Below are 10,861 nucleotides of genomic sequence, written 5' to 3'. Positions count from 1 at the left end.
GCAGCTCGGAGCCAGTGGGGAAGCTGGCTGCATTGTGGCGCGGGACGGCCGCCGATACCTCACGAAAAATTGAATCCTGCGTGAGGATTCGTTGACCCGGGCGGGCGCAGCATGGCCCCGTCGCCCCTTCCCGGAGTCCGCCATGTCCCTCTCCCGCCGCCATCTACTCGGCCTGGGCGGTGTTGCCACCGCCGCCGGCCTGCTCGGCCTGGGGGCCTGCAGCCGCGCCGCCCCGGCCGCCGCCGAAGCGCGTCCGTCGCGACAGTTCGAGGTCATGCGCAGCGATGCTCAGTGGCGCCAGCAGCTGACCCCGGCGCAGTACGCGGTGCTGCGCCAGCAGGCCACCGAGCGCCCGTACAGCAGCCCGCTCAACAAGGAACATCGGCAGGGCACCTTCGCCTGCGCCGGCTGTGCACTGCCGCTGTTCTCCTCGTCCACCAAGTTCGAGAGCGGCACCGGCTGGCCCAGCTTCTGGGCACCGCTGCACAACGCCATCGGCGAAGACCGCGACGTCACCTTCGGGATGCTGCGGGTGGAGGTGCATTGCCGCCGCTGCGGCGGCCATCTCGGCCATGTGTTCAACGATGGGCCACGCCCGACCGGGCTGCGCTACTGCATGAACGGTGCGGCGATGGTGTTCGTTCCCGGTGCCACTGATGGCACTGCCGACGGCTGGCGGGTGCCGGTCGGTTCTTCCCCTGCTTCCGGAGCCTGACGATGCTGCTGTTGCTGCTTGCCTATCTGGGGGGCGCGCTGACCCTGCTCAGTCCCTGCATCCTGCCGGTGCTGCCGTTCGTGTTCGCGCGTGCCGATCGCCCGTTCCTGCGCAGCACGCTGCCGTTGCTGCTGGGCATGGCGCTCACCTTCACCGTGGTCGCCAGCCTGGCTGCGGTGGGCAGCCAATGGGTGGCGCAGGCCAACCAGGTTGGACGCTGGATCGCCCTGCTGCTGATGGCGTTGTTCGCGGTCGCCCTGCTCTGGCCGCGGCTGGCCGACCATCTGCTGGCGCCGTTCCAGCGTGTGGGTGCACGCCTGAGCGCGCGTGCCGATGCCGCTGATGCTGCTGGGCATGGCGGCGCATGGACCTCGCTGTTGATCGGCATCGCCACCGGCCTGCTGTGGGCACCGTGCGCCGGGCCGATCCTCGGCCTGGTGCTGACCGGTGCTGCCCTGCATGGCGCCAGCGTCGGTACCAGCACCCTGCTGCTTGCCTATGCATCGGGTGCGATCACCGCGCTGGCGCTGGCGGTGTGGGTCGGCGGCCGCGTGTTCCGTGCGCTGCAGGCGCGGCTCGGCCTCGGCGATGTCCTGCGCAAGGTGCTGGGTGTAGCCGCGCTGCTGGCCGTCGTGGCGATCGGCCTCGGCTGGGATACCGGCCTGCTGACCCGCCTGTCCACGGTCAGCACCGCGCGCATCGAGCAAAGCCTGCTGGACGCAGTGCCCGGCGCGCAGCCGGCGGCACCGCCGATGATGATGATGGCCGGCGCCAATGCAGGTGCCGATGCACCGCTGCCGGTGGAAGGCGCCCTGCCCGCGCTGGATGGTGCCACCGGCTGGCTCAACAGCCCGCCGCTGAGTGCACAGCAGCTGCGCGGCAAGGTGGTGCTGGTCGATTTCTGGACGTACTCCTGCATCAACTGCCTGCGCGCGATGCCGTTCGTGCACGAATGGGAGCGCCGCTACCGCGACCACGGTCTGGTGGTGGTCGGCGTACACACGCCGGAGTTCGCGTTCGAGCGTGACCCACGCAACGTGATGAAGGCGGTGCAGCAGCTGAAGGTCGAGTACCCGGTGGCGCTCGACAACCAGTACACGATCTGGCGCGCCTTCAACAACCGCTACTGGCCGGCACAGTACTTCGTCGACGCGCAGGGCAACATCCGCGGCCATCAGTTCGGCGAGGGCAAGTATGCGCGCTCGGAACAGATGATCCGTCGCCTGCTGACCGAAGCCGGGCAGACCAACCTGCCACCACCGGCCGATCCCGCTGCCGCCGACCTGAAGGGCGTGGCCGTGCAGGCCGACATGGGCAACCTGCGTTCGCCGGAAACCTACCTGGGCCACGCCCGCGCCGAGCAGTTCGCCTCGCCCGGCGGGCAGCGCAGCGACACCGCGTTCGACTACAACCTGCCGGCCACCCTGGCGTTGAACCGGTGGGGACTGTCGGGGCGCTGGACCGTTACCGACGAAGCTGCGCAGCTGCAGCAGGCCGGTGGCCGCATTGCATTCCAGTTCCATGCGCGCGACCTGCACTTGGTGCTGGCACCGAGCGAGGACGGCAAGCCAGTGCGCTTCCGCGTCTGGCTGGATGGCAAGCCGCTGCCCATCGCCGATGCCGGCAGCGATGTCGGCGCCGATGGCAGCGGCGTGGTCAACGAACACCGCTTGTACCAGCTGGTGCGCCAGCGCGGCGCGGTCGGCCCGCATCGCTTCGAGATCGAATTCCTCGATGCGGGCGTGCAGGCCTATGCCTTCACCTTCGGTTGAAACGGGAGCACACGATGAAACTCTCTTTTGAACAAGGTATCGCCGCCGGTGTCGCCGGCTTGGTAGCTACTGCATTGATCGCTGGCGTGCTGCTGGTCGACCACGGCGCAGTCGCGGCACCGCTGGAAGCCAGCGCGCAGGCCAAGGCACTACCGGCGCCCAGCGGCGACGCCGCGTTCCGCGATGACGCCACCCATGCCAGCGTGGTGTTCGCCGGCGGTTGCTTCTGGGGCGTGCAGGGCGTGTTCCAGCACGTCAAAGGCGTGAGCAATGCGGTGTCCGGCTACATCGGTGGCAGCGCGGCCAATGCGCGCTATGAGCGCGTCAGCGGTGGCCAGACCGGTCATGCCGAGGCGGTGAAGATCGACTACGACCCGCGCCAGGTCAGCTATGGCCAGCTGATGCAGGTGTTCTTCTCGGTGGTGCACGATCCGACCCAGCTCAATCGACAGGGGCCGGACCACGGCAGCCAGTACCGCTCGGCGATCTTCAGTGATGACGCACGCCAGCAGGCGGCCAGCCGCGCCTACATCGCCCAGCTCGGCCAGGCCGGCAGCTACCGCGCACCGATCGTCACCCAGCTGGTCAGCGGCCAGCACTTCTACCCGGCCGAGAGCTACCACCAGAACTACATGACCAACTACCCGCAGGCGGCCTACATCCGCTACTACGACGCACCGAAGCTGGCTGCACTGGGCAAGCAGTTCCCGGCGCTGTACCGGCGCGACGCGGCACTGGTGCCGATGCGGTAACGACCCGGGTAGTGCCGACCGCTGGCCGGCTCCTGCGGATCTGGGGATCGCCGGCCAGCGGCCGGTACCACCTCCAAAAAAAGACGCACGGCCATCCAGCCGTGCGCTTGGGAAGTATCGGCCGTGCCCCGATCAGGCCCGTCCGACAACGACATGCTAGGCTCGCCATCATCATGGGTACAGAACCAGATGGCGGGAAGTTCGATGGATACAGATAACCAGAGCGCGATGATCCCACCCCGCTACCAACGGCTGTCCGATGAACTGGCCGAAGCCATCCACGGCGGACGTCTCCCGGTCGGCAGCCGCCTGCCTTCACTGCGGCAGATGGCCCTGCAGCGAAGGCTCAGCCTGAACACGGTGATCGCGGCCTATCGCCAGCTGGAGGACGCCGGCCTGGTCATTCCGCGGCCAAAGGCCGGCTTCGAGGTGGCGCCGCGATTGTCGGTGCCAGAGCGTTCGCTGCGTGATACCCCGTCCGCACCCACCGCACCACTGCAGCAGGTGCTGATGGCGCGCGTGCTGGAGGCACAACGTCGCTCCGGAGTGATCGACCTGGCCTTCGCCGGTCCGCGCGGGCGCCAGTTCTATCCGGGCGCGCAGCTGGCCCGGCATACCGCGCAGGTGCTGCGGCACGGCCAGCAGACAGTGGAATCCTACGCGCGCCCGAACGGCTCCCCCAGGCTGCTGGCGCAGATCGTGCGTCGCGGTCCACGCATGGGCCTGCACACCCATAGCGAGCGGCTGCTGCTGACCCACGGCGCGATGGAGGCCCTGCAGCTGGCACTGCGCGCGGTCACCCAGCCCGGTGATGCGGTGGGCATCGAGGCGCCGTCCTACTTCAACCTGTACCCGTTGCTGGCCAACCTCGGCCTGCAGGCCATCGAGCTGCCCACCCACCCGCAGCACGGCCTGGATGTCGATGCACTGGAAGCGATGCTGGAGCACACGTCGCTGGCCGCACTGGTGGTGATGCCGACCGTACACAATCCGCTGGGCTGTACCATGCCGACACCCGCCAAGCAACGCCTGGCCGAACTGGTCAACGCGCGCCAGCTACCGCTGATCGAAGATGCGGTGTATGCCGAGCTGCAGTTCTGCGAACCGCCGGCGCCCTTGCTGAAGGCCTTCGATCGCGATGGCTGGGTGATGGTGGTCGGTGGGTTCTCCAAGACACTGGCACCGGATTACCGTATCGGCTGGCTGGATGGCGGCCGCTTCGCCGAGCGCATCGCGCTGCTGAAATTCCAGTCCACCGGTGGCGAGCCTCAACTGCTCGGCGATGCGGTGGCGGCGTATCTGGAAGCCGGAAGCTACGAGCATCACCTGCACCGCATGCGCCGGCTGTACCGCGAACAGGTGGGACGGCTGCGCCAGCTGGTGGCCGAACACTTCCCGGCCGGCACCCGTGCCACCGAGCCGCAAGGCGGCTTCCTGCTGTGGCTCGAACTGCCGGGCGTGGATACGCGTGAGCTGTTCGAACGTGCGCTGGTAGAGGACATCGTGTTCATGCCCGGCCAGGTGTATTCGCGTGGTGCGCGTTACCGCCACTGCCTGCGGCTGTCGTGCTGCCAGACCTTGGATGCGCGCTTCATCGGTGCGGTGGAGCGGCTGGGTGCGATCGCGCGGGAGCTGGCGGCTGCAGCACGGTAACGCCGGCCGCTGGCCGGCAACCTCGGGATCGCCAGGTGGATGCAGTTGCCGGCCAGCGGCCGGCACTACCTAGGATCACTCAAGCAGGTGCACGCCCAGCGCCGCGTGTACTCGCGCGGCGCGCGCTATCGCCACTGCCTGCGGCTGTCGTGCTGCCAGATGCTGGATGCGCGCTTCATCGGCGCGGTGGAGCGGCTCGGTGCGATCGCGAAGGAGCTGGCAGCTGCAACACGGTAGTGCCGGCCGCTGGCCGGCAACCTCGGGATCGCCGGGTGGATGCAGTTGCCGGCCAGCGGCCGGCACTACCCAGGATCACTCAAGCACGTGCGCGCCCAGCGCCGCGTGTACTCGCGCGGCGCACGCTACCGCCAATGCCTGCGGCTGTCGTGCTGCCAGACCTTGGATGCGCGCTTCATCGGTGCGGTGGAGCGGCTGGGTGCGATCGCGAAGGAGCTGGCGGCTGCGGCACGGTAACGCCGGTCGCTGGCCGGCAACCTCGGGATCGCCGGGTGGATGCAGTTGCCGGCCAGCGGCCGGCACTACCCAGGATCACTCGAGCAGGTACGCCGACAGCGCTTCGCCATCCTCTCCCGGCAGATACGGCAGCCGCCCCCAGCACGGCATCGGCAGGCGCTGCTGCAACGTCGCGATGTTCTCATCCTGGCGCTGCATCACCGGGTCGATGTGGTTGCCGATCCAGCCCAGGCACTCCACGCCGCTGGCCTGCAGCGACTGCGCAGTCAGCCGTGCGTGGTTGACGCAGCCCAGCCGCATGCCGACCACAAGTACTACCGGCAGATGCAATGCACGCACCAGGTCGAGCTGGTCGAGCGTGGCCGAGACCGGCGCCAGCCAACCGCCAACGCCCTCCACCACCACGACATCGGCCTGAGCACGCAGGCGCGCGAACGCTGCCACGATCGGCGCCAGTTCCACCTGCACGCCATCCTCGGCAGCGGCCAGCTCCGGCGCCAGCGGTTGCCGCAGCGCGTACGGATTCAGGTCGGCATAGACCGGCACCGGCCAACTGGCCGCCTGCAGCGCCAGCGCGTCCTCGTTGCGCAGGCCCTGCCCCAGGTCTTCGCTGCCGCTGGCCACCGGCTTCATGCCAACCGCGCGCAGGCCGCGCCGGCGCAGTGCATGCAGCAGCGCGGTGCTGGCCGCGGTCTTGCCGATCTCGGTATCGGTGCCGGTGACGAACAGGGCAGGCGGCAGCGTGGCGGGCAACGGCATCGATAAGCTCCAGCGGGGCAACAGAGCCTGCATTATCGCCGGCCCGGCGCGCTTGCTAGACTGCGGGCATGTTCGCCAATGCCTCGCTCACCGGCAGCAAGCCGGAACAATACGCCCAGCTGCTGGAACAGGCCCGCGGCCTGGTCTACGCCGAGTCCGACCGCATCGCCAACGCGGCCAACCTCTCCGCGCTGGTCTATCACGCTCTGCCCGACCTGAACTGGGTGGGCTTCTACCTGTACGACGGCAAGGAACTGGTGGTCGGGCCATTCCAGGGCCTGCCGGCCTGCGTGCGCATCCCGCTGGACAAGGGCGTGTGCGGTGCCGCCGCCAGCCAGCGCGTGACCCAGCGCGTGGAGGACGTCGATGCCTTCCCCGGCCACATCGCCTGCGATTCGGCCTCGCGCTCGGAACTGGTGGTGCCGTTGCTGCGCGGCGATGAACTGATCGGCGTGTTCGACATCGACAGCCCGAAAGTCGGCCGCTTCGATGCCGACGACCAGGCTGGCCTGGAAGCCATCGCCCGCGTGTTCGTCGAGGCGCTGGGATGAGCGCACCGAAGCTGCGCAACATCGGCCCGAAGAGTGCGGCGTGGCTGCGTCAGGTCGGCCTGCGCAGCCGCGAGGATCTGGTTGCGATCGGCGCGGTCGGCGCCTTCGTCAAGGTCAAGCGCGCCGGCTTCAAGCCCAGCCTGAACCTGCTCTATTCACTGGAAGGCGCGCTGCTGGACTGCCATTGGCAGGAACTGAGCGAGCCGCAGCGTGAGGCACTGGTGCAGGATTACGAAGCGCGCATCGCTGCGCATCCGCTGAAGGCGGCCGGCCCCGCTTCGGGCCCGGTGCATGAGCAGCGCTTCGATGCTGACGACGACGCTGAGGACAGCGTGGCCGAGCGCGCGGACGAGGATTGAGGCCTCCGCGTTCCTGGGGATGCCGGCCAGCGGCCGGCACCACCACTGCGATGCGGGATCGGTAGCGCCGGGTCATGCCCGGCGAGTGCGGTCAGGGCTGCTGCAGCTCCTGCAGTTCGCCCACCAGCCCGACCTCGCCGCGCTCCAGCCACACCCGCAGGCGTGTGCCGTGGTCAATACGCAGGGCCCAGCACAGCGACATCGGCAGGCCGCAGACCTGCGACAGCACCATGCGCAGCGGGCCGCCGTGGCTGACCACCAGCGTCGGCACCGGATCGTCATCATCAAGCAGGCGATCCAGCGCGCGCGCGATGCGCCGCTCGAAGTGGCCCCAGCTTTCGCCGTTCGGCGGCGGGAATGCATGCGGGTCGGCATGGAAGGCCGCCAATGCGTCCTCCGGCAGGTCGAACAGCGACTGCCCGTCCCAATCGCCGAAATCCAGCTCTTCCCATTCCTCGTCCGCTTCCACGTCCAGCCCGCGCGGCGTGGCCAGGGCCATCGCCGTGTGCAGCGAGCGCAGCCGCGGCGAACTGATCACCCGCTCCCAGGGCTGCGCAGCGTAGGCGTCGACCAGTTCCTGCGGCAGGCGGGCCAGCTGCGGTGGATCGCTGCGGCCATCGAGGAACTCATCGCGACCGTTGCCGGCATGGCGGACCAGGTCGAGGATCATGCGTGCGTCCTGTACAGGCAACGCGGGAACAGCGGAAAACGGGCGGACATCGGCAACGGCACCACGGGATCGAGGGACCATTCTAAGGGCACAGCAAAGGCAGTCGAGCACGCTCGACGCTACGGGCCGCCTGCGATGCCGTAGACTGCGCGCACTTCCAGGTGACCTGCGGCCACGGCCGGCAGGTTGAAACGGGAAGCCGGTGACGCGTGATTCCACGCCAGGCCGGCGCTGCCCCCGCAACGGTAAGCACGTCAGTTCCAGGCAACAACGCCACTGTGCCGCAGGCATGGGAAGGCGCCTGGACGGTGGCCTCGCGCCACCCGGCGGCAAGCCCGGAGACCGGCCAGGAAGCCTCAGGTCGCGATGCGGTGGGCATGGCGCTGGATGACCGCAGCCTGCGCTGCGGCGTCGGCGCATGCCTGCCTTCGCGGCTCCTCCCCTTCGCCACGCGGGCGTGCGTGGCACCTGGAGTCCCCCATGAAGCTGCAGTCCCGAATGCTGTCCCTGGCCGTGCTGGCCGCCCTGCCCGCGCTGGCCCAGGCCGCCGATGACACCACCGCGCTCGACCAGATCCTGGTCACCGCCACCCGCACCCCGATCGCCCTGCAGGACAGCATCGCGCCGGCCCAGGTGATCGACCGCGCGCAGATCGAATCCAGCCAGGCCACCTCGCTGCAGGAGCTGCTGCGCGGCCGCGCCGGCATCAACCTGACCAACTCCGGCGGCCTCGGCAAGCAGAGCTCGCTGTTCCTGCGCGGCACCAACTCGGGCCACACCGTGGTGCTGGTGGATGGTGTGCGCATCAACAGTGCCGACCTCGGCCTGGCCATGTACCAGGACCTGCCGCTGGCGCAGATCGAGCGCGTGGAAATCGTGCGCGGCCCGCAGTCCAGCCTGTACGGTGCCGACGCCATTGGTGGCGTGATCCAGATCTTCACCCGCCGCAACCAGGGCGATTTCGCTCCGCACTTCCAGCTCGGCGGTGGCAGCAACGGCCTGCGCGAAGCCAGCGGCGGCATCGGCGGTGGCACCGAACGCGGCTGGTTCGGCGCCGACATCGCCTACCAGCATTCCGACGGCATCGATGCCTGCCGCGGCTCCGCCTCGGTGTTCACCGCGGGCTGCTTTGCCGACGAGCACGACCGCGACGGCTACCGCAACCTGTCCAAGAGCCTGCGCGGCGGCTACAGCTTCAACGACCAGTGGACCGTGGAAGGCAGCGCACTGCGCGCCGACGGCAAGAACCACTACGACGGCTACTACAACTACTCGGAGACCCGCCAGCAGGTGCTGGCCGGCAAGGTGCGCTACACCCCGTCTGAACGCCTGGCTTTCACAGCCAACGTCGGCCGCAGTGACAACGAGTCGGACAACTTCGGCGACTTCGGCGCACGCGGCAGCGCGCAGACCCACCGCGACAGCGCCTCGCTGCAGGGTGACTTCACCTTGGCCGAAGGCCAGCTGTTGAGCACCGGCGTGGACTGGAGCGAAGACAACCTGGATGGCAGCAGCGCGGGCTACCTCGTCGACAGCCGTCGCAACACCGGCGTGTTCGTGCAGTATCAGGGCCGCTTCGGCCGCCACCAGCTGCAGGCCAGCGCACGCAACGACGACAACCAGCAGTTCGGCAACCATGCCACCGGCAGCGTGGGCTGGGCGATGGAACTGGAGCACGGCCTGCGCGTCAATGCCAGCTACGGCACTGCGTTCAAGGCGCCGACCTTCAGCGACCTGTACGACCCGTGGAGCGGGGTGCCGACGTTGAACCCGGAGAAGTCCAAGAGCGCCAATCTCGGTGTTTCGCAGCAGGGCCAGGGCTGGCATTGGGGCCTGGATGTGTACGAGACCCGCATCGATGACCTGATCACCTACGATGCGTCCACGATGAAGATGCAGCAGGTGGAGAAGGCGCGCATCCGCGGTGCCGAGCTGACCGGTGGCGTGCTGTTGGCCGGTTTCGACATCAACGCGCAGCTGAGCTACACCGACCCGCGCAACCGCACCCATGGCAGCACCCAGTTCGACAACTGGCTGCCGCGCCGTGCGCAGCAGACCGCGCGCCTGGACGTCGACCGCCGCTTCGGCGATTTCCGCGCCGGCCTGACCGTGCAGGGTGCGGGCAAGCGCTATGACGATGCGGCCAACGCGGTGAAGGTCGGTGGCTACGGCACGCTGGACCTGCGCGCCGAGTACGCGCTGACGCCGTCGTGGTCGCTGCTGGCGCGCGCCGCCAACGTATTCGACCGCACGTATGAAACCGTGGCGTGGTTCAACCAGCCGGGCCGCGAGTACCAGCTGAGCGTGCGTTACCAGCCGAAGTGACCGCGACGGTCATGGTAGTGCCGGCCGCCGGCCGGCAACATCATGACCTTCGACAGCGCATCGCGGGTTGCCGGCCAGCGGCCGGCACTACCCATTGCGTCGGCCCGGTTACCGCCCGGCGACCGGCGTTATCCGTTGCACCAGCCCTGCAACCCCGGCAGTTCACGCAGGTCGTCGATCACCGCCACCGCATGCGCGGTGGCCAGGTCCAGGCCGCGCGGATAGCCGTAACGCACCAGCGCGATCGGCATGCCTGCATCTTCGGCGGCACGGTAGTCGGTCAACGAATCACCGACCATCAGGCACGCCTCTACAGGCAGCCCGAAGTGCGCGGCGATATGCCGCAGCGGTTCACCACTGGGCTTGCGCTGCGGCAGGGAGTCGCCCCCCAGCACCAGCGCGAACGCATCACCGATGCCCAGATGCTGCAGCAGCGGTGGCACCAGCGCTTCGGGCTTGTTGGTGCAGATCGCCAGCGGCACGTTGCGCGCACGCAGTTGCGCCAGTGCTTCAGCCACGCCATCGAACAGACGCGGGCTGCGCAGCAGGCACTCACGGTAGTGCACCATGAACACCGGCATCACTTCGGCCAGGTCCACCTCGCGGCCGGCCGCATGCACGGCCTGTTCGACCAGGCGGCGCACACCGTCGCCGATCCAACCGAGCACCGTGGTTTCCGGCACGCGTGCCACACCGATGTCCTCCAGCGTGCGGTTCAGTGCTTCGGCGATATCAGCTGCGCTGTCGACCAGCGTGCCATCAAGGTCGAACACGACCAGCGGATAGGGATACGACAAGGGACGGCACCTGCATGACGTGGGGCCGTCCATT

Annotated in this window: 12 protein-coding genes and 1 riboswitch; of the genes, 9 read left to right on the top strand and 3 right to left on the bottom strand. The window is 68.6% G+C overall.

Annotation, left to right across the window (positions count from 1 at the left end):
• Positions 1 to 142: 142 nt before the first annotated feature.
• The 6 genes from msrB (at position 143) to ACZLHH_RS02700 (ending at position 5,366) form a co-directional block, all read left to right on the top strand.
• On the top strand, positions 143 to 715 hold the full coding sequence (gene msrB, locus ACZLHH_RS02725) for a peptide-methionine (R)-S-oxide reductase MsrB (protein ID WP_049424854.1): 573 nt from the start codon (positions 143 to 145) through the stop codon (positions 713 to 715).
• Positions 716 to 717: 2 nt separating this feature from the next.
• Positions 718 to 2,487 carry a cytochrome c biogenesis protein DipZ gene (locus ACZLHH_RS02720; RefSeq protein ID WP_049461659.1) on the top strand — a complete coding sequence of 590 codons (1,770 nt, stop codon included), beginning with the start codon at positions 718 to 720 and terminating at the stop codon, positions 2,485 to 2,487.
• Between the two features lie 14 nt (positions 2,488 to 2,501).
• Positions 2,502 to 3,239, top strand: a complete 738-nt coding sequence (gene msrA, locus ACZLHH_RS02715; RefSeq protein ID WP_049424850.1) for a peptide-methionine (S)-S-oxide reductase MsrA — start codon at positions 2,502 to 2,504, stop codon at positions 3,237 to 3,239.
• A gap of 204 nt (positions 3,240 to 3,443) precedes the next feature.
• On the top strand, positions 3,444 to 4,892 hold the full coding sequence (locus ACZLHH_RS02710; protein ID WP_071227724.1) for an aminotransferase-like domain-containing protein: 1,449 nt from the start codon (positions 3,444 to 3,446) through the stop codon (positions 4,890 to 4,892).
• Positions 4,893 to 4,931: 39 nt separating this feature from the next.
• Positions 4,932 to 5,129, top strand: a complete 198-nt coding sequence (locus tag ACZLHH_RS02705; protein WP_049461855.1) for a hypothetical protein — start codon at positions 4,932 to 4,934, stop codon at positions 5,127 to 5,129.
• Between the two features lie 87 nt (positions 5,130 to 5,216).
• The gene (locus ACZLHH_RS02700) at positions 5,217 to 5,366 is read left to right on the top strand and encodes a hypothetical protein (protein ID WP_177179489.1); all 150 of its coding nucleotides are present in this window, start codon (positions 5,217 to 5,219) and stop codon (positions 5,364 to 5,366) included.
• Between the two features lie 75 nt (positions 5,367 to 5,441).
• Here the strand turns inward: ACZLHH_RS02700 and bioD are convergent, their stop codons facing one another.
• Complete coding sequence (gene bioD / locus ACZLHH_RS02695; RefSeq protein WP_049463380.1) at positions 5,442 to 6,125, bottom strand: dethiobiotin synthase; 684 nt, start codon at positions 6,123 to 6,125, stop codon at positions 5,442 to 5,444.
• 68 nt (positions 6,126 to 6,193) lie between these two features.
• On the opposite strand from bioD, the gene ACZLHH_RS02690 reads away from it, so the two are divergent.
• Together ACZLHH_RS02690 and ACZLHH_RS02685 are read left to right on the top strand one after the other, a co-directional pair.
• Complete coding sequence (locus tag ACZLHH_RS02690) at positions 6,194 to 6,676, top strand: GAF domain-containing protein (protein WP_005407940.1); 483 nt, start codon at positions 6,194 to 6,196, stop codon at positions 6,674 to 6,676.
• Complete coding sequence (locus tag ACZLHH_RS02685) at positions 6,673 to 7,035, top strand: TfoX/Sxy family protein (protein WP_032128727.1); 363 nt, start codon at positions 6,673 to 6,675, stop codon at positions 7,033 to 7,035. Before ACZLHH_RS02690 ends, ACZLHH_RS02685 begins: the two co-directional genes overlap by 4 nt.
• Positions 7,036 to 7,126: 91 nt before the next feature.
• On the opposite strand, the gene ACZLHH_RS02680 is transcribed toward ACZLHH_RS02685, so the two are convergent.
• Positions 7,127 to 7,705, bottom strand: coding sequence for a histidine phosphatase family protein (locus ACZLHH_RS02680; protein ID WP_049462421.1), 579 nt, complete (start codon positions 7,703 to 7,705; stop codon positions 7,127 to 7,129).
• Between the two features lie 142 nt (positions 7,706 to 7,847).
• A riboswitch (cobalamin riboswitch) is annotated at positions 7,848 to 8,070 on the top strand.
• 115 nt (positions 8,071 to 8,185) lie between these two features.
• On the opposite strand from ACZLHH_RS02680, the gene btuB reads away from it, so the two are divergent.
• Positions 8,186 to 10,030, top strand: a complete 1,845-nt coding sequence (gene btuB, locus ACZLHH_RS02675; RefSeq protein ID WP_049462423.1) for a TonB-dependent vitamin B12 receptor — start codon at positions 8,186 to 8,188, stop codon at positions 10,028 to 10,030.
• Between the two features lie 128 nt (positions 10,031 to 10,158).
• Here the strand turns inward: btuB and gph are convergent, their stop codons facing one another.
• Positions 10,159 to 10,827, bottom strand: coding sequence for a phosphoglycolate phosphatase (gene gph, locus ACZLHH_RS02670; protein WP_049462426.1), 669 nt, complete (start codon positions 10,825 to 10,827; stop codon positions 10,159 to 10,161).
• Positions 10,828 to 10,861: the final 34 nt, after the last annotated feature.

Source organism: Stenotrophomonas sp. 28608_Sma (assembly GCF_056486185.1).
The sequence above is the reverse complement of the archived record's forward strand: the minus strand, read 5'-3'. Positions and strand labels throughout refer to the sequence as shown.